Consider the following 17,157-nt stretch of genomic DNA (forward strand, 5'->3'; position numbering starts at 1 on the left):
GCTGTTAGGCAACACATTGAGCTCGATGTGTGCTTTATCCAGTACACCGGATAAATCCGGATCCTCCACCCCCGAGACAGGAGGGCTTGTCTGCCAATTTCAACATCCTACAGGATAGACTCAAAATCAATTCAGAACCATTACTCGTCACGAGGAGTTGCCAAATTTTGTTTTGATTCCTCAAATGTAATAAAACTCGCCTTTGGAAGAAATATTTTCATCAGAAAATGTAGATTTTTTCAGATCGTTCAATTCTTTGACCAAAAACAAGTCATTTCTATAAAAATTACGCCGATTTAAAACTTTGGATTAACAAATCAATAACTGTCAACCGTCGACTTGAACGTAATTTCGCCATTTTTCTATCACTGAGGCCATGTCTTCGGGTAATTCACACTCGAAATACAGCTGTTCCCTGCTGATGGGATGAATAAAACCCAGCGATTGTGCATGCAGGGCCTGTCGGGGAATGAGTTTGAAGCAATTGCGGACAAAGGAAGTGTACCGGGCATATTGGGTGCCCTTTCTGATTTTATCCCCGCCGTACACGGCATCGTTAAATAAGGGATGCCCAATGTATTTCATGTGTACGCGTATTTGATGCGTTCTGCCGGTTTCCAGGGAACAACTTATCAAACTCACGTATCGGAACTTTTGAAGCAACTTCCAATGGGTGACGGCCGATTTTCCTCCGGTGCCTTCCGGATAGGCCTGCATGATTTTTCGGTCTTTTATCCCCCGGCCTATCGAAACATCCACCGTCCCTTCGGCGGTCGCCGGCTCGCCCCATACCAGGGCCAGGTAGGTTCGCTGAATGCTGTGATCAAAAAACTGGCCGGCAAGGTCCGCCATCGCCTGTTCGGATTTAGCCACCACGAGCAAGCCGGAGGTATCCTTATCGATTCGGTGAACCAAACCAGGCCTGCCTGTATTGCCGGGAAGTTCGGGAAGTTGATTGAAGTAATACGCCAGCCCGTTGACCAGCGTACCTGTCCAGTTTCCGTGCGCCGGATGCACCACCATGCCCGCCGGTTTGTTGACTACTAGCAGGTGATCGTCTTCGTAGCGGATATCCAATGGGATGCGCTCCGGAATTACGTCCGTATCTTTTCGGCTCCGCTCCAATACGAAATAAATGATATCTCCAGCCTTCGTTTTGTAATTGGCTTTTACAGGTAGCCCATTTACTTTGACAATCCCTGCAGAAATGCTTTGTTGTACCTTGTTTCGGGTACTGTTGGCCACTTTGTCGGTAATAAACTTATCGATACGCAAGGGCCGCTGCCCGGGATCTACCCGCAGCTCGTAGGGCTCAAAATAGGATTCCTCCTCGGGCAATTCTTCTTCGTGGGATTCAGTCATGGCACAAAATTAGGATATGATAAAAAACTATAAGACTTTTAACGCAAAATCACCAAATTATTTCCCTTGGAACCTGCCAATAGTCCCCTGTACCAACCCCTTCACCTGCCTATTCTTGAAGAAAAGGAGGTGCAGGTGACGGTAAAGCGACTGGATCGGATGCATCCCAGCCTGCAGGGCAATAAGTACTACAAGTTACGCTACAATATCCGGGAAGCAATAAAGCAGGACGTTAAAACGGTTTTAACATTCGGAGGCGCTTATTCCAACCATATCCATGCCACTGCTTTCGCCTGCAAGCAGGCTGGACTGCGGTCCATTGGTCTCATACGGGGAGAAATCTCCCAGCCCCTCAACCCGACCCTTTCCGACGCCGTCAAAAACGGCATGGAATTACACCCGCTCTCGCGCTCGGAATACCGGGAAAAACAATCCCAAGCCCTATTGGAGTCACTCGGACGGAAATTTGGGGAGTTTTACCTGATCCCTGAAGGCGGCACCAACGCGCTGGCCATTCAGGGCACGCAGGAAATTTTGACGGGAGCCGACACTTCCATGGACGTTATCGCCTTGCCCGTGGGTACCGGAGGCACCTTTGCCGGCGTAGCCAGTCGTGCACGGCCCGGGCAACAGGTCCTTGGTTTCTCTGCACTCAAAGGCGACTTTATTCGCAAGGAGGTAGCCCAACTCATGCATACGCACGGAATTCAGCCCCGCTGCACCTGGGAAATTCGCACAGACTTCCACTTTGGCGGCTATGCCCGGTTCAATACAGAGCTGATTGATTTTCTCCGAGACATGCGCCTGCAGGCAAAACTACCCCTGGACCCGGTATATACTGGGAAAATGGTATGGGGTCTGCTGGCATTGGTCCAGGCAGATCATTTCCCGAAAGGCAGCCGCTTACTGGTCTTGCATACGGGAGGGTTACAAGGAATTCGGGGATTCAACGAGCGGCATGGATCGCAGCTTTGATTGCATCAAACGGCACCGGCGACCTCGACCTGATGCAGGATGTCTTCGTAATCCAGCCGATCCCAGTTTTGGGTGATCAGTGGATCACGCATCACCTGATCCATTACTTTCTCCTGTATTTTTCCGATAGCATACGCTTCCGAATACTTCATGTCCGAAAAGGTAACCATGCTGTACAAGGGCACCCATTCTTTAGGAAAGAGTTCGTGTAGGCGTGCTTCAATCTTTTTTCGGATCAAAAATTTCGGATCGGCCACATTGTCACTCATTTCTACGAAATTGTCCATCGCCAGCTGACAGATGGCATCGGTGTCGGGTTTTCTGCCTTTCTGAAATTTTTCAAAAACCAAATCCCAGGAAAACGTACCGTATTTTTCCACCAATCCATCCAAAATGTAGCAGTCTTCAAAACCACAGTTCATGCCCTGTCCGTAAAACGGCACCATGGCATGGGCTGCATCCCCGATCAACAGGGCATTGTTTTCGGTCCAGGGATAACATTCGGTATTGATTAAGGCCGCCGTGGGATTTCTCCGGAAATCTTCCAGAAGATTTGGCATCAGCGCATGGGCATCGTTGAAATGCGTTTTAAACACCTGGTCCACGTCCTGATCATCGTGTATGTTTTCAAAACTCACTTTGTATCCTTCAAAAGGCAAAAACAGGGTGCAGGTGAAGGATTTGTCCAGGTTTGGCAAGGCAATTAGCATAAATTTGCCCCTGGGCCAAATGTGCAAGGCGTTTGGATCCATGGCAAAGTCCCCGTTTGGTGCAGGAGGAATCGATAGTTCCTTATAGCCGTGGGAAATGTATTGCTGTTTGAAGTTAAAGCGAAGTTGGCTTTGGAAGGCATTCCTCAGAGAAGAATAGGCACCATCCGAACCGATCAACACCTCAGAGAGGACGGTTTTTGCACTACCATCCGGTAAACTAAACCTGACTTCCCGGTTGCCTACCTGCACGTGCTCCACCTTGTGTTCGAAATGAAGCCGGGCCCCCTGCGCCTCCGCTTCGTCCAGCAAAAGCTTATTGAAGGAATTTCTACTAATGGAATAGATGGCTTGGTTGTCCTTCCCATAGGGTTGGAAAAACGTATTTCCATGCTCGTCGTGGATCCTCCTTCCGTACATGGGCTGGGTGTAGGGCAAAACTTTTTCACGGATACCGGCTTTTTCCAGGGCTTTCCAGCCCCGGAAACTCAAGGCCATATTGATTGAGCGCCCTTCACCGGATGAATCCATCTTCCGCCAATCTTTGCGCTTTTCGTAAATGGAAACGTCCAGGCCTCTTTTTCTCAGGTAGATGGCCAGCAGGGAACCAATCAATCCTGCCCCCAATAGGTCAATTTTTTCTTTCATGATGTTGTTCAATAGGTTATTGGACCTTCACTTGCTAACGTTTCAGCGATTCCGACAGGATCTCTCCAAATGCGTAGACATCCTGAAAACTGTTGTAAAGCGGCACCGGTGCGAGCCGAACCACGTTGGGATTTCTCCAGTCGGCTACCAGTCCGTTTTTAGTCCATGTATCGACTAGTGTTTTGCCTCCTTTGTGTACAAGAAGCGACAATTGGCACCCTCTATCCGTTGGTTTTGAAGGGGTTATTATTTCAAACACATCCCGGGCAGCAATTGTTTCACGGATTACAAACTCCAGATAACCGGTCAATAGTTCAGATTTTGCCCGTATTTTTTCCATGCCGGCCGCTTCAAAAATATCCAGGGATGCCTGCAGTGCCGCCAACCCAAATACCGGGTCGTTGCTCAAGAGCCAGCCATCCGCCCCTGACATGGGGATAAAGCCCTTTTCCATCGCAAAACGCTTTTCCTCCAAATGTCCCCACCATCCGGCAAACCGCGGAATTCCGGGATCCTTGCCATGCTTGCGGTGAACAAAAATGCCGGACACGTTCCCAGGGCCTGCATTCAGGTATTTGTAACTGCACCAGGTAGCAAAGTCCACCTCCCAGTCATGCAGGGACAAGGGTACGTTGCCGATGGCATGCGCCAAATCAACGCCCACCGGTATTCCGTAAAGTCGCGCTTCCCTGCTGATGGCTGCCATGTCAAAGCACTGCCCGGTGTAGTACTGCACTCCGGGAAGCATGACCAGGGCCAGTTCCTCTTTGTGTTGGCGAATCGTCTCCAGAATATCGGCCGTATGGAGCAGGTGTTCTCCCGGTCGCGGTGCAATTTCCAACAGGGCTTCGTCCGGCTGGTACCCATGGTAGCTGACCTGGGATTCCAGTACGTACTGATCCGAGGGGAAGGCTCCCGCTTCGCACAGCACCTTGAATCGTTTGCCCTGCGGACGGTAAAAGGAGACGAGCAAAAGGTGCAAATTAACGGAGAGCCCATTCATGGCCACCACCTCATCGGGCGCTGCGCCAAGCAAACGGGCAAGCTGCGGCTTGGATGGCTTGCGTGCATCCACCCAGGGCACCTCCCCTTCAAAATGACCGTCAACGCCCTTATCCGCCCATTTTTGCAGTTCGGCATCCAGGTAGGAGGCCACCGTGCGGGGCTGCAGCCCCAGGGAATTGCCGCAAAAATAGATGGCCGTCTTCCCCTTTTTTTGGGGAAGAAAAAACTGATCCCGAAAGCCTTTCAATGGATCTTTTTTATCCATTTCCTCGGCAAATTCCCGGGTTAACTCGTAGGCAGCGTTGGGCATAGGTTCGTTGGTAAAGGCAAGGTGGTGACGGAAGTGACCCCTGCTATTTCTTCATAACGGTCCCGCATTTCTCGCAGGTAGTATGCGTGGGGTGGGCCCAAAAGCGTTCCATAATCGGAGGCAATTGGTTGACGATATCCGTGATGGTTGCGTATTCCTCGTATAATTTATGCCCGCAGTTTTCACAAAACCACAAAAATCCGTCCTTTTCTCCCGGGTTGCGGTACCTTTCAATGACCAGGCCAACGGTATTGGCTGGTCTGCGAGGGCTATGGGGGGTTCGCGGAGGCAATAAAAACACCTCTCCTTCTTTTATGGGTATGTCTTTCATGACGCCCTCGTCCACCACCTTCAAGGTAATATCTCCCTCCACCTGGTAGAAAAATTCCTCCCCTTCGTTGTAATGGTAATCTTTTCGGGCATTGGGACCGCCAACGACCATGACGATAAAATCCTCGTTTTTGAGGTACATCTGCTGATTTCCTACCGGGGGTTTGAGCAGGTGGCGGTTATCGTCAATCCATTTGGTAAAATTAATTGGTTGGGAAATGGGCATGGCATCTGTAATTTATGTGAACATTCTCCTCGGAACACCGGATAGCACCGATAGAAGGCAACGGGAATCCAAGCCAGGATCCGCGATCAACCTTCGCTTTCTCCGATTTTTCGTCCCGCGTCTCGCTGCCAAAATTATAAAAAAAATCCAATTTTACACCCGAAGTACTGCAGCAATTCTTTTTTACAAAAAATCAGCGGGGGAATATCCGGAACCAACACCCAAAAACGCCCTCTCCGATGAAAATAAGGGAAAATTACGTAGTTTTGCCCCGACTATCGACACGCTCCCTGTAAAAATCCATGATGCATCCATGTCTTCCCACCACGTAGTACGCGAACAGCAGGAACCGGCCTTGTTGCTACTCGGTCCGGCGGACTGGAACATTGCGGAACTTCCTCAATTGTTGGAATGGGTTCCGACGATCCTCGTCACCGAAGAAAACGTGCAAGAAGTAAGCTCAACGGGCATCAAGGTAGATGTGGTCCTGGCCGATCCCAACTTTGCGAAACAACATCCCAACCTGGCGGAGGAACAGTTCCCCCTGCGTTTTCTTCCGGCCAAAAAAACGCATTACCTGCCTGTCGCCCTGGATTTTCTGATCCGATCCGGGCATGCTGCGGTCAATATCCTGCCCTTTGACCCGCTGCACTGTTCCCAATTGGAGCCGTATTTTGCCCAACTGGATCTTGTCTTCTTCAACAGTGGCGTGCGGTATTTCCCGGCCAAAGACGGTCGTCTAAAAAAATGGTTGCCTGCCTGCACCCTTCAGGTGCTTGGAGAAGAGGGACAGCTTATCGAACACCGTTCACCCGAAGGCAGCGAAATCTTTCCCATTCGGTACCTTACCAGCCTGGAGCTGACAGAGGGTCTGCATGCCTTTTCCAGCAACCGTCCTTTTTGGCTGGGCGCCGCTGCTAGCGACTCAGGATAGTTGCCCCCAGACAATGCGGTCTTTACCCTGTAAATCCTGGTAGATACGAATCGCCGTCATCCCCGCCTCCTCCATCAGGCTGGCTACCTCAGCTCCAAATTGTTCGTTGATTTCCACATAAAATAGGCCCCCTGTCTTGAGATGGTTCCGTGCATGACGGACCAGGGCCCGGTAGTACCGCAGCGGATCCTCGTCTGGAACAAACAGGGCCCCATGCGGCTCGTGATCGAGTACGTTGGGATGCATGAGTGCCTTTTCCTGATTCCGAACGTAGGGTGGGTTACTGACCATCAGGTCCAGGGTTCCAAGCGGCAAACGCGGGGCCAACATATCCGCCAAAATAAAGTCCAGGGAAGCGTTCAGCAGTGCGGCATTTTTCCGGGCCAGCGCCAGGGCCTCCGGACAGTTATCCAGCGCGGTCACACTGGCTTCCTTCCATTCCAGCGCCAGGCTGATGCCGATGCAGCCCGACCCGGTACCGAGGTCCAGAACCTTCATTTTTCCGGACGCACTTTTTAAAATCAGGTGCACCAGCTCCTCCGTTTCCCGCCGGGGAATCAGCACCTCAGGGCCCACCAGAAATTCCCTCCCATAAAAAGGCGCCTTTCCAAGAATGTATTGAATGGGGACACCCTGCTTTAGCCGATTGAGCGCCGCTTCCATGGCCGGGGGAATGGTTTCTACCGATCTGTCAGAAAGCAGATCGGTGGCCCTGGTGCCAAGATAGGCCTCCATCAGCCAGCTTGCCAGACTGCCCGCCTCCTCTGGAAGATAGGTTGTGGATAATTCTCCACTATAGCGCTTATGTATCGCTTTAAGCTTAATGGCCATAACTGGATGATTACGTTTCGTTCTGTTTTTTATTGATCAGTCCGTAAAAATACACCGAACCCAGGAAATAACAGCCAACATCCCAGGGATCGCGAACATAGGTGACTGACCAGGCCGGTAGCAATACTTCAAATAATAGACTGATGTACAAAAACCCCACCAGCACCTGCTTGATTGAAAAAACCAGGCGTTCCTTTCTGGGATGAATCCAGCGGTACAGCTGCAATGTCAAACCCAAAATTACCGGCATGGCCAACAAATCATCCAGGTAACTGTGCACCAGAGGAAAATAAATCCCTTGCACCCGTTCCAGGTATTGGTTGATCCAGAACGTTATGGCCGGAAGTAAAAACCAGGGATTGCTGTAAACAGGCATTATCCCGGTAAGGCGGCGATTAGCCAGGCAATAAAGGTGATGATGGCAATGTAGATGGTGTAGAAAAAATTGCCTGCGGTTTTTAATCGCTTTACCAGGGTACTGTCGCTTTCCTTTATGTAAAAAACCCATTGCTCTTCGTTGGCCTTTTCCTGGGCGGCTCTCTTTTCCTGGTATTCCAGGTCGGTGCCTCCCAATGGTTTGCCACAGTGGGTACAGGTATCGGTATAATTCTGGTTCCAGTCGGACCATTTACCGCAATGAGGACATTTCTTTTCTCCCATAGGCTCAAATCTACCAAAATTAGGCCAATTTCTAAAAGTCCCGCCAGGCTCTGTGCGGTGGGCCGCCCATTTTCCCTGGTAAATTTACGTATATTTGCCAGCACATACCAAAGATGATTTATGAAGCTTTTTCCGAATACGGTCAACGGAGTAGTCCGGGCGCTAGAAGATATTTTTGACAATAACCACTATGCCGACAAAGTGATCGAACGTGTTTTAAAATCAAACCCCAAGTGGGGCGCCAGAGATCGGGCATTTATCGCCGAAAGCGTTTACGAAATCGTCCGTTGGAAGCGGTTGATTGAACACCTGAGTCCGGGAAAGGATTACTATCAGTGGTTTGGCACCTACTGGGTACAGCAAGGCAGGGCATTACCGGACTGGAAGGAATTCAAGGGAATCGATGCACAAGCCATCGCCCGAAAAAAAGAAAAAATCAGCAGTCGGGCCCTGTTGCAATCCATACCGGATTGGCTGGATGAAATGGGCCAGCAGCAACTGGGAGACAACTGGGCGGATGAACTTACCGCTCTCAACCAGGTTGCGGAAGTCGTACTGCGGGTAAACACACTAAAAACCGGCCGATCCAAGCTACGGGAGCAATTGGAGGCGCTGGATATCGGCAGCCAACCCGCCAAGGGTTACCCGGATGCCCTGATCCTCCAGCAACGAAAAAACGTGTTCCGCACCCCCCTTTTCAAAGAAGGTCTCTTTGAGGTACAGGATGCTTCGTCCCAGCTGGTGGCCCGGGCCCTGGATGCCGAACCGGGCATGCGGGTAATTGACGCCTGTGCAGGAGCCGGAGGAAAATCCCTGCACCTGGCAGCACTTATGGAAAACAAGGGCCGCATCTTATCGATGGACACCGAAGCATGGAAGCTTAAAAACACCAAACTTCGGGCGCGCCGAGCCGGGGTTTCCATCATCGAAACCCGACTCATCGAAGGTAGCAAAACCATCAAGCGTCTTCAGGAAAGTGCCGACCGTCTCTTACTGGATGTTCCTTGTTCGGGATTGGGGGTGCTTCGGCGCAACCCGGACACCAAATGGAAGGTGAGCCCCGAATCCATTGCCAGCGTTCGGGAAGTACAGCGCAACATCCTGGCCCAATACCCCTCCATGTTGAAGCCCGGGGGACTGTTGGTCTATGCCACCTGTAGCATCTTGCCGGCAGAAAACAACGAGCAGGTGCAGGCATTTTTACAAAGCCCTGCCGGAGTTGCCTTTGAGCTGTTGGAAGAGAATCAGGTACTGGCACAGGAAAGTGGTTTTGATGGCTTTTACATCGCCAAACTGAGGAAAAGGGAATGAGGTGTGTTTTTCGTTACTTCCTGGTACTGGCAGTAGGATTGGCAGGCTGCGAATCGGATGAAGCGCCACCTGTTGCCATCGAACGAATTCTGGTCATCGGCAACAGCATCACCTATCACCCACCCGAACCGGCCATTGGCTGGAATGCCGACTGGGGAATGGCGGCCAGCTCGCCGGAAAGGGACTATTTTTCCAGGCTGAAGGACAGCCTCCAGCTCCATATGCCTGATTTGGAAATGATTCGTGAAAACGTATTCCCCTTTGAACGATCGTTTGCCAGCCTGGACCAGTCCCAGTACCAGGAGCTCAGGGAGTTTGATGCGGACCTATTGGTCATCCGTCTGGGCGAAAACGTATCTCCATCCGCGTTGCGGGAATGGAATTTTTCGGAAGCTTTGCAAGATTTTTCCGCCTACCTGGTCCCCTCAGAAGCCAGGGTGATTCTCACCACTACCTTCTGGCCCAACCCGGAGGTAAATCAACACTTGCGGCATGCCGCTTCCCAACAAGGCTGGGAAGTGGTCGAACTTTCGGACCTGGGCCAAGAGGCGCGCTACATGGCCTTGGGAGGCTTTTCCACCGAAAGTGTGGGAAGGCACCCCAATGACCTGGGAATGGCCGTCATCTCCCAGCGGCTGACCCGGCAAATACTGAATCCGTAAGCCGGAGGCAACAATCCAAAGAAAATTCCACGAACGGGCCCGATCCGGGACCATTCGTATATATTTTTTCTTTCAAGTATTGATTTGCATGGAAAAAACAGCGTATCTTTGACGGGCAAATAGGGTTACTAACCATTTGCCATGAATCCACATACAGATAAATTCCTCTTCGAAGCACTCACCTATGACGACGTGCTTCTTGTACCCGGATATTCCGAGGTACTCCCACGCGACACCAAAACCTCCACACAACTTACCAGAAATATCCGACTGGAGATTCCGCTGGTCTCAGCAGCTATGGACACCGTCACCGAAGCGGAGTTAGCCATTGCCATTGCACTCGAAGGTGGACTGGGTTTTATCCATAAAAACATGTCCATTGACATGCAAGCGGCTCAGGTTCGCAAGGTCAAACGCTCGCAAAGCGGGATGATTCTGGACCCCATCACCTTGAATATTGATGCGCTGGTTCGGGATGCGGAGGCGATCATGAGCGAATACAACATTGGAGGCATACCGGTAGTCGATGAGGACCGCTACCTGAAGGGGATCATCACCAACCGGGACCTGCGCTTTATCAAAGACCTGAATCGACCGGTACGGGAAATCATGACCAAAGACCATCTCTTTACTGCAAAAGCCGGTATAAGCCTGGAACAGGCAGAAGAGATTCTTCAGGAATACAAAATTGAAAAATTGCCCATCGTAGACGAAGACTACAAGTTGACCGGGCTGATCACCTACAAAGACATTCTCAAACGAAAGGACAAGCCATTTGCCTGTAAGGACGAATTCGGGAGGCTGCGCGTAGGTGCAGCAGTGGGTGTAACGCCGGACATCGTGGACCGGGTGGAGGCCCTGAAAGCCGCCGGTGTAGACGTGGTGTCCATTGATACCGCACACGGGCACTCCAAAGGTGTGATCGAAACCTGCAAACGGATCAAAGCTACCTTCCCGGATTTGGAGGTGATCGTTGGAAACATCGCGACTGCCGAGGCAGCGATCGCCCTGGCAGATGCCGGCGCAGATGCGGTCAAGGTGGGCGTAGGTCCCGGTAGTATCTGCACCACGCGGGTAATCGCTGGTGTAGGCATGCCTCAATTGTCCGCAGTCATGGAATGCGCCAAGGCGTTGAAAGAAAGAGGCGTACCGGTAATCGCCGACGGGGGTATCCGCTATTCCGGAGACGTGGTAAAAGCCCTGGCGGCAGGAGGCAGTTCGGTAATGATCGGTTCCATTCTGGCCGGTACCGAAGAGGCTCCGGGAGAAATCATCATCTTCGAAGGTAGAAAATTCAAATCCTACCGGGGAATGGGTTCCCTGGATGCCATGGAATCGGGGTCGAAGGACCGGTATTTTCAGGATGCCGAGGACAATGTCAAGAAGCTTGTTCCGGAAGGAATCGTCGGAAGGGTTGCGTTCAAGGGGCTGGTCTCCGAAGTGCTGTATCAGCTGGTAGGAGGACTGCGCGCCGGCATGGGCTATTGCGGAACCGCCACCATCGAAGACCTGATGAACAAGGGCAAGTTTGTCAAAATTACCGCCGCTGGTGTCAGGGAATCCCATCCCCACGACGTCAGCATCACCCGAGAGGCGCCCAACTATAGCGCAAAAATGTAAGCGAAAAGCCGTTAAGGCGAACAATCGGCTGTCTCATCGGGAGAGACAGCCGCTTTTTTTGGTGTTCGGTTGATTTTATGTCTCAGAAACTCCTGCAACAGGGAAAAATCCCAGCCACTGCGGCCTTGTGCGCCGTCAACACATGCTGCACCGGTAATCTCCTGTTTTCCATGGCAAGTCGGCGGTATTCTTCAAGCTTTCCGTCGTGGATTCGACGTTTTCAGCCTACCCCTGGCTGGTGTTGGGATTCGAATAAACCAAAAGAACCCAGATAAACCGGGTTCTTTTGCATGCTAGTGTAGGTATGCCAGCTCGCTAATCCATTCCCAGAAATTCCACATCGAATACCAGTACGGAGTTTGCCGGTACCCTGGGCACATTTTCATTGTCTTCGTAGCCGTAGGGAGAAGGAATGATGATGCTTCCCTTCGCGCCGCTTCGCAGGCGTTTGAAGCCCAGACTAAAGCCTTGGATCGCTCCCCCCTGAGAGGGAGGCAGATCGACGAAAAACGAAAAGATTCTATAATTCCGCTCTTCATCATAAATGCCGTTTTCCTGAGCCACATCTTCCCTATTTGAGTCAAACACACTACCGTCCAGCAAGTAGCCGGTATAGTTTGCATACACCACATTGCCGGATTCCGGTCGGGAACCGTTTCCTTCCTCTGTTACGATCACCACTACTCCGGAGGGATCATGTATCCGATACAGACTATCGTACGGTGCGGTTTCCAGGTAGTCTGCGATGATTTCACGATCAATCGCGAGATTTCCCTCCCGGTCGTAGACCGGACCACCAAAGCGGTTCAACTGATCTTCACAGGAAAAACCCAGCAAAACAACAAAAAATAAACTAACTAACTTAAATACGTTTCTCATGGAAGGATGCTTTCTGATAATTAGGGCTGATAGGGTCGTACTTCGACCAATTCAAGATCAAACACCAACACCGAGTTAGCGGGAATCGGGCCATTGGCCTGACTACCATAGGCATAGGCCGACGGGATCAAGGCGATTGCTTTTTCCCCTTCCTTCATTTGGGAAAGTGACCAATGCCAGCCGTTGATAACATTCGAGATCCCCAGAATGAGCTGGAAGGGCTCGTAGGTTCGATTGGCATTGAATACCCCATTGTCCTGAGCTACCTGCTCAACGGAGGTATCGAATACCGTACCGTCCAGCAACTTCCCCGTGTAATTCACAAAGAGCGAATCCCGTACCTGTGGTAATTCCTCAGACTCCACCTCTTCGGTAAATAAAAGCACAATACCGGTTTCTTCGATCGTCTCCCTACGGGAATACTCGGTATCTACTGTTTGAATGTATTCTTCGATTTTCTGAAGATCCTGTTCAAATTGTACATCCAGGTTTTCCTCGTCGGAGATACAGGAACCCAGGGCGGCCAGTAGTGCCAAAACGAATGGGAATTTTCTCATGGTAGTAATTTTGGTTAAGTGGCTTCGCTTTGTGGAGCGGCTGCCTTATTGCTTTTCAACGTCTGTTACTTCTACGTCGAAAACCAGGATGGAGTTGGGTACAATGACCGCTCCACGCTGACTGGGACCGTATGCCAACGGTGAAGGGATCAATAGTTTGGCTTTGGAACCCTTCTTCAGTAGCTGCAATCCTTCGTCCCATCCCGGAATCACCATTCCTTCGCCTACGTTAAAGGTAAAGGGTTCGTAAGGGCGGTTTTCATCGTAGGTGTTGGCCTCTTTTGCTTTGCTCTCCACGCTGGTGTCAAATACGGTTCCGTCCAGTACGTAGCCGGTATAGTTTACAGAGATTTTATCTCCCTGCTCTACCTGCGCTCCGGAACCCTCTTCTTCTATGACGTAAAAGAGACCCGATTCCGTCCTGTTTGCCTCTAAATTATTTTCTTCAATGTAGGATTCGATGGTCTTTACGTCCTCTTCAAGCATTACTCCCGCCTCTTCGGCTTGCTTTTTTTGTTGCGCTGCCACCAGGTCGTTGAAGTAGTCTTCAAAAACGGCCTCTTCGAGTACGTTAATGACGCCAATATGAATGGTCACCGTTTCGTCATTTTCCAAAAACGGGGGAACGCCTTCCGGGGTAAAGATTTTCTCCGCGGTAGAGGTTACAACAATACTGTCACCGTTATTGAGATTCAGGAAAATTTCGTCAATTCCGGTCCTTGCCTCGGCAGAGTCCAGGTGCTGCAAATAAGGAGGTACCGGCTGATCGTAGCTGGATATAAACAGCGAATCGCTGCCGGTTTTGGCGGTAAAATGGTACACGACAAATTCCCCATCTTTGGTCACTTTGTCTCCTTGCTTCACGTAGGTATACTCAATACCGTCGGAAGTCGTTTCGGTCTTTTTACACGAATACATCAGGGTACTCGCGGCCAGCATAAGGGCACCTAAAACTAGATTATTGATTTTTCTCATCGACTAATGCTAATTGATTGAATAAAATATGTTTGTTTTCGCTTACTAATTTTTCAAAACGCTGCATGGTTTCCTCCAGGGGAAGTTTGGAAATGCCCCCCGAGGCATTTTTATGCCCTCCGCCTTCAAAATAGGTGGCGGCAAACTTATTTACAGCCACCTCTTCGGAGGAGCGAAAGGAAATCTTCACGCCATCTTTTCGCTCGGTAAAGAGGGCGGCGATCTTGATTCCATCCAGGGAAAGGGCATAATTGACCAGCCCCTCTGTATCACCGGTTTGCGACTGGTACTTCCTCAGGTCCTTTTTACTGATTCCGAAATAGGCGGTGTTTAAATCCGGCAAAATGGTCAGCCTTCTGGTAAGGGCAAAACCAAGAAATTTGAGTCGATTGACCGAATAGGTGTCGTAGATCAACCGGGAAATTTTCGAATTATCGGCTCCCAGATCAATCAATTCAGCCGTGACCAGGTGCACGTTTTTCGTGGTATTGGGATGCCTGAAGCCACCAGTATCGGTCATGATGCCCGAGTAAAGGCACTCCGCAATGTCTTTATCGATCAATTCCTTGTCACCTACCTTCACGATCAGGTCGTACAGGAGTTCGCAGGTAGCAGCTGCTTTGGTACTGCTAAAACAAAAATCCGCAAAATCGTCGGGATCTTGGTGATGGTCGATGTTTACCATGTATGCATCCGCCTCCCGCACGGATTTTTCCATCCCTTGCAAGCGGCCGAGGTTTGAAAAATCAAGGCAAAAGATAATATCCGCTTCCCGTATCAGTTCCCGGGCCCGTTCCACCTGCTGTGCGTCTTCATAATTTACCACGTGTTCGTTTCCTTTCATCCAGTGAAGAAAAGAAGGGTAGTCCGACGGCGTGACCACCGTTACCTGGTGGTTTTTCTTTTGCAAATAAAGCGCGAGCGCCAGGGAGGATCCCAGGGCATCTGCGTCAGGTTTATGATGGGTGGTGATGATAATTCTTTTGGACGAAGCGGATGAAATCTGTTCTTTAAATAGATCTAATTTCTGCATGTGTAATAGTTGACTGCCGTATTTTTCAAAAACACGGACGACAAAGTTCCACATAATTTTCTGAAATTCCCAATGGCATTTTCCATGGGCGCAGGCTGTTTCTGCGGAAATGGAACCTTTCCTTCGGTCTTTTCAGGAAAAGGCGTAATTTTACGCCCAAATCAATCAATAGCAATTCATTTATGGCTACCAACAGAACCTTTACCATGATCAAGCCGGATGCCTTCGGCGCAGGAAATACCGGTGCAATTTTAGAAATGATCGAATCCGCAGGTTTTCGGATCATCGCCCTAAGAGCCACCCGCCTTAGCCCTGAACTTGCCGGCCAATTTTACGAAGTACACAAAGAAAGACCCTTCTATGCCGATTTATGCCAATACATGTCCTCCGGACCTATCGTGGCCGCCATCCTGGAGAAAAGCAATGCCGTAGCTGATTTCAGAAGCTTAATCGGAGCCACCAATCCGGAAAATGCTGCCGAAGGCACCATCCGGAAGCGCTTCGCCACCTCCCTGGAAGCCAATGCAATCCACGGATCGGATTCCGACGAGAATGCCCTCATTGAAAGCAATTTTTTCTTTAGCGCTTTCGACCAAATAGGGTAAACCAAGCTCCCTTCCTTTTGCAGAACTAGCGAAAGGAAGGGAGAAATTTTAGGATTTTTTAACATTTACAGCCGGACCAACCGGTTTTTTTTACGCTGTTTTCGTTTTTTCCTATCTTGCATGCAGGCATTAACCCTGCAGTCTCCATGAACTTAAAATCATTTCTTGCTTTCCTTCTGGCATTGCTCCCGCTATCCCTTCTCTACGGGCAGCAGCCCTTACCGCGTTTGCAGGTAGCTACCAACCAGCGCTTTTTGGTAACCGAAAACGGGGATCCTTTTTTTTGGATGGCGGATACTGCCTGGGAACTCTTTCACCGCTGCGACATGGAAGAAGCGGCGTATTACCTGAAAAAAAGAGCCGATCAGGGCTTTAACGTGGTTCAGGCCGTGGTATTGGCGGAAATTGACGGACTCGCCGATCCCAACCCCTATGGCGACCTACCGCTGGTAAACCTGGACCCCAACCAGCCCAACCCCGCCTACTTTGCCCACGTGGATGCTGTTTTGGAGATGGCCGCGGAGTTTGGGATGTACGTTGCCCTGCTACCTACCTGGGGAGATAAGGTGTTTACCAATTCCTGGGGCAAAGGGCCCGAGGTATTCACCGTCGAAAACGCCCGCTCTTTTGGGGCCTGGCTGGGAAACCGATACAAGAATGAATCCCACCTGATTTGGGTGCTGGGTGGAGACCGTAACCCTAGGAAAGGCAGTACGGATGAAGCCATCTGGAGGGCCATGGCACAGGGGCTAACCGAGGGCATGGGTTCTGAGAGCCGCGCACTGATGAGCTTTCACCCGCAGCCGGCAGCCCCGGGCGGGTCCAGCAATTGGTTTCATCAGGACGAGTGGCTGGACTTCAACATGCACCAAACCGGGCATTGTGCGAATCAACCCACCTACCAAAAAATCCGCCACGACTATCGCTTGCAGCCGGCCAAACCCACCCTGGATGCCGAACCGCTCTACGAAGACCATCCCAATTGCTTTAATGCCAAAGAGCTGGGGTACAGCGTCCCGGAAGACATTCGCCGCATCATGTACTGGAACGTATTTGCCGGGGCCTTTGGGCAGAGCTACGGCTGCCATGCCGTCTGGCAAATGTATACCCCGGAACGAGAAGGCATCAACGGCCCCTTGCGCCCCTGGAAAGAAGCACTGGACTTACCTATGGCCAATCAGGTCAAATACCTGAAAAACCTCATGCTCAGTCGGCCGTTTTTGAGCCGCATCCCGGCACAGGAGATGATCGTGGATCCACAAGAGGACGACGAACACCATGTCGTTGCTACCCGAGACAGTGAGGGAAGCTATGCCATGGTCTACTTTCCAACCGGCAAAGTTATGGGCGTCGATACCCGCTCCTTGCGATCAAAAACCCTGAGAGCTACTTGGTACGATCCCAGGACCGGACACCAAATCGCCGGCGGCCATATCAGCAGCGGTCCCGATTGTCGGATTCATCCCCCGGTTAGCGGGCAAGACTGGGTATTGATTTTAGATGCTACACCCCCGTTCTAAGTAC

Annotated in this window: 18 protein-coding genes; 7 read left to right on the forward strand and 11 right to left on the reverse strand. The window is 50.8% G+C overall.

The features are described 5' to 3' along the window. Window positions 1–327 precede the first annotated feature (327 nt). The gene (locus GCU44_RS06215) at window positions 328–1,362 is read right to left on the reverse strand and encodes an RluA family pseudouridine synthase (RefSeq protein ID WP_154855157.1); all 1,035 of its coding nucleotides are present in this window, start codon (window positions 1,360–1,362) and stop codon (window positions 328–330) included. A gap of 66 nt (window positions 1,363–1,428) precedes the next feature. Here GCU44_RS06215 and GCU44_RS06220 point away from each other — a divergent pair, with 66 nt between their 5' ends. After that, window positions 1,429–2,337: a 1-aminocyclopropane-1-carboxylate deaminase/D-cysteine desulfhydrase gene (locus GCU44_RS06220; protein ID WP_154855159.1), complete on the forward strand. Its 909-nt coding sequence runs from the start codon at window positions 1,429–1,431 to the stop codon at window positions 2,335–2,337. Window positions 2,338–2,342: 5 nt separating this feature from the next. Here GCU44_RS06220 and GCU44_RS06225 read toward each other — a convergent pair whose 3' ends face one another. The 3 genes from GCU44_RS06225 to GCU44_RS06235 are packed head-to-tail and all read right to left on the reverse strand — an operon-like array spanning window position 2,343 to window position 5,566. Continuing rightward, window positions 2,343–3,695 (reverse strand): FAD-dependent oxidoreductase, encoded by a 1,353-nt coding sequence (locus GCU44_RS06225; protein WP_154855161.1) that lies wholly within the window; start codon window positions 3,693–3,695, stop codon window positions 2,343–2,345. A 34-nt stretch (window positions 3,696–3,729) separates the two neighbouring features. Continuing rightward, window positions 3,730–5,010 carry a kynureninase gene (gene kynU, locus GCU44_RS06230; protein WP_154855163.1) on the reverse strand — a complete coding sequence of 427 codons (1,281 nt, stop codon included), beginning with the start codon at window positions 5,008–5,010 and terminating at the stop codon, window positions 3,730–3,732. A gap of 43 nt (window positions 5,011–5,053) precedes the next feature. Continuing rightward, entirely contained in the window at window positions 5,054–5,566 is a 513-nt protein-coding gene (locus GCU44_RS06235; RefSeq protein ID WP_154855166.1) for a 3-hydroxyanthranilate 3,4-dioxygenase, read from the reverse strand. Here GCU44_RS06235 and GCU44_RS06240 point away from each other — a divergent pair. Continuing rightward, the gene (locus GCU44_RS06240; protein ID WP_154855168.1) at window positions 5,565–6,500 is read left to right on the forward strand and encodes a hypothetical protein; all 936 of its coding nucleotides are present in this window, start codon (window positions 5,565–5,567) and stop codon (window positions 6,498–6,500) included. The genes GCU44_RS06235 and GCU44_RS06240 overlap by 2 nt on opposite strands. Here the strand turns inward: GCU44_RS06240 and prmC are convergent. From prmC to GCU44_RS06255, 3 genes are read right to left on the reverse strand one after another with little or no spacing between them, the layout of a single operon-like run. Beyond that, the gene (gene prmC, locus GCU44_RS06245; RefSeq protein WP_154855170.1) at window positions 6,492–7,331 is read right to left on the reverse strand and encodes a peptide chain release factor N(5)-glutamine methyltransferase; all 840 of its coding nucleotides are present in this window, start codon (window positions 7,329–7,331) and stop codon (window positions 6,492–6,494) included. The genes GCU44_RS06240 and prmC overlap by 9 nt on opposite strands. Window positions 7,332–7,341: 10 nt before the next feature. Beyond that, window positions 7,342–7,707, reverse strand: coding sequence for a magnesium citrate secondary transporter (locus GCU44_RS06250; protein WP_154855172.1), 366 nt, complete (start codon window positions 7,705–7,707; stop codon window positions 7,342–7,344). Next, on the reverse strand, window positions 7,707–7,991 hold the full coding sequence (locus tag GCU44_RS06255) for a hypothetical protein (RefSeq protein ID WP_154855174.1): 285 nt from the start codon (window positions 7,989–7,991) through the stop codon (window positions 7,707–7,709). Before GCU44_RS06255 ends, GCU44_RS06250 begins: the two co-directional genes overlap by 1 nt. Window positions 7,992–8,111: 120 nt before the next feature. On the opposite strand from GCU44_RS06255, the gene GCU44_RS06260 reads away from it, so the two are divergent. The 3 genes from GCU44_RS06260 (at window position 8,112) to guaB (ending at window position 11,584) form a co-directional block, all read left to right on the forward strand. Beyond that, window positions 8,112–9,302 (forward strand): RsmB/NOP family class I SAM-dependent RNA methyltransferase, encoded by a 1,191-nt coding sequence (locus GCU44_RS06260; protein WP_092171410.1) that lies wholly within the window; start codon window positions 8,112–8,114, stop codon window positions 9,300–9,302. Next, on the forward strand, window positions 9,299–9,964 hold the full coding sequence (locus tag GCU44_RS06265; protein WP_154855176.1) for an SGNH/GDSL hydrolase family protein: 666 nt from the start codon (window positions 9,299–9,301) through the stop codon (window positions 9,962–9,964). The genes GCU44_RS06260 and GCU44_RS06265 overlap by 4 nt, the downstream gene beginning before the upstream one ends. Window positions 9,965–10,105: 141 nt before the next feature. Next, on the forward strand, window positions 10,106–11,584 hold the full coding sequence (guaB, locus tag GCU44_RS06270) for an IMP dehydrogenase (protein WP_154855178.1): 1,479 nt from the start codon (window positions 10,106–10,108) through the stop codon (window positions 11,582–11,584). Window positions 11,585–11,899: 315 nt separating this feature from the next. Here the strand turns inward: guaB and GCU44_RS06275 are convergent, their stop codons facing one another. From GCU44_RS06275 to GCU44_RS06290, 4 genes are read right to left on the reverse strand one after another with little or no spacing between them, the layout of a single operon-like run. Further along, entirely contained in the window at window positions 11,900–12,463 is a 564-nt protein-coding gene (locus tag GCU44_RS06275; RefSeq protein ID WP_092171401.1) for an FKBP-type peptidyl-prolyl cis-trans isomerase, read from the reverse strand. A 20-nt stretch (window positions 12,464–12,483) separates the two neighbouring features. Further along, entirely contained in the window at window positions 12,484–13,020 is a 537-nt protein-coding gene (locus tag GCU44_RS06280) for an FKBP-type peptidyl-prolyl cis-trans isomerase (RefSeq protein WP_241684859.1), read from the reverse strand. A 45-nt stretch (window positions 13,021–13,065) separates the two neighbouring features. Beyond that, window positions 13,066–13,995 (reverse strand): FKBP-type peptidyl-prolyl cis-trans isomerase, encoded by a 930-nt coding sequence (locus GCU44_RS06285; protein ID WP_092171399.1) that lies wholly within the window; start codon window positions 13,993–13,995, stop codon window positions 13,066–13,068. After that, entirely contained in the window at window positions 13,979–15,028 is a 1,050-nt protein-coding gene (locus tag GCU44_RS06290; RefSeq protein WP_154855180.1) for a DHH family phosphoesterase, read from the reverse strand. Before GCU44_RS06290 ends, GCU44_RS06285 begins: the two co-directional genes overlap by 17 nt. A gap of 182 nt (window positions 15,029–15,210) precedes the next feature. Between GCU44_RS06290 and GCU44_RS06295 the strand changes: the two genes are divergently transcribed. Next, the gene (locus tag GCU44_RS06295) at window positions 15,211–15,633 is read left to right on the forward strand and encodes a nucleoside-diphosphate kinase (protein ID WP_092171394.1); all 423 of its coding nucleotides are present in this window, start codon (window positions 15,211–15,213) and stop codon (window positions 15,631–15,633) included. A 146-nt stretch (window positions 15,634–15,779) separates the two neighbouring features. Beyond that, a complete protein-coding gene (locus GCU44_RS06300) occupies window positions 15,780–17,153 on the forward strand; it encodes a glycoside hydrolase family 140 protein (RefSeq protein WP_154855182.1) in 1,374 nt (457 codons plus the stop codon). The last annotated feature ends 4 nt before the right edge of the window (window positions 17,154–17,157 follow it).

The organism is Cyclobacterium xiamenense (assembly GCF_009467825.1).
Lineage (GTDB): Bacteria > Bacteroidota > Bacteroidia > Cytophagales > Cyclobacteriaceae > Cyclobacterium > Cyclobacterium xiamenense.

Bases quoted from the DNA above. Each gene is read 5' to 3' on its own strand.
- GCU44_RS06215 (WP_154855157.1), bottom strand. From the start codon at position 1,362: ATGACTGAATCCCACGAAGAAGAATTGCCCGAGGAGGAATCCTATTTT.
- GCU44_RS06225 (WP_154855161.1), bottom strand. From the start codon at position 3,695: ATGAAAGAAAAAATTGACCTATTGGGGGCAGGATTGATTGGTTCCCTG.
- kynU (WP_154855163.1), bottom strand. From the start codon at position 5,010: ATGCCCAACGCTGCCTACGAGTTAACCCGGGAATTTGCCGAGGAAATG.
- GCU44_RS06240 (WP_154855168.1), top strand. From the start codon at position 5,565: ATGGCATCTGTAATTTATGTGAACATTCTCCTCGGAACACCGGATAGC.
- GCU44_RS06235 (WP_154855166.1), bottom strand. From the start codon at position 5,566: ATGCCCATTTCCCAACCAATTAATTTTACCAAATGGATTGACGATAAC.
- prmC (WP_154855170.1), bottom strand. From the start codon at position 7,331: ATGGCCATTAAGCTTAAAGCGATACATAAGCGCTATAGTGGAGAATTA.
- GCU44_RS06250 (WP_154855172.1), bottom strand. From the start codon at position 7,707: ATGCCTGTTTACAGCAATCCCTGGTTTTTACTTCCGGCCATAACGTTC.
- GCU44_RS06255 (WP_154855174.1), bottom strand. From the start codon at position 7,991: ATGGGAGAAAAGAAATGTCCTCATTGCGGTAAATGGTCCGACTGGAAC.
- GCU44_RS06260 (WP_092171410.1), top strand. From the start codon at position 8,112: ATGAAGCTTTTTCCGAATACGGTCAACGGAGTAGTCCGGGCGCTAGAA.
- GCU44_RS06265 (WP_154855176.1), top strand. From the start codon at position 9,299: ATGAGGTGTGTTTTTCGTTACTTCCTGGTACTGGCAGTAGGATTGGCA.
- guaB (WP_154855178.1), top strand. From the start codon at position 10,106: ATGAATCCACATACAGATAAATTCCTCTTCGAAGCACTCACCTATGAC.
- GCU44_RS06275 (WP_092171401.1), bottom strand. From the start codon at position 12,463: ATGAGAAACGTATTTAAGTTAGTTAGTTTATTTTTTGTTGTTTTGCTG.
- GCU44_RS06280 (WP_241684859.1), bottom strand. From the start codon at position 13,020: ATGAGAAAATTCCCATTCGTTTTGGCACTACTGGCCGCCCTGGGTTCC.
- GCU44_RS06285 (WP_092171399.1), bottom strand. From the start codon at position 13,995: ATGAGAAAAATCAATAATCTAGTTTTAGGTGCCCTTATGCTGGCCGCG.
- GCU44_RS06290 (WP_154855180.1), bottom strand. From the start codon at position 15,028: ATGCAGAAATTAGATCTATTTAAAGAACAGATTTCATCCGCTTCGTCC.
- GCU44_RS06295 (WP_092171394.1), top strand. From the start codon at position 15,211: ATGGCTACCAACAGAACCTTTACCATGATCAAGCCGGATGCCTTCGGC.
- GCU44_RS06300 (WP_154855182.1), top strand. From the start codon at position 15,780: ATGAACTTAAAATCATTTCTTGCTTTCCTTCTGGCATTGCTCCCGCTA.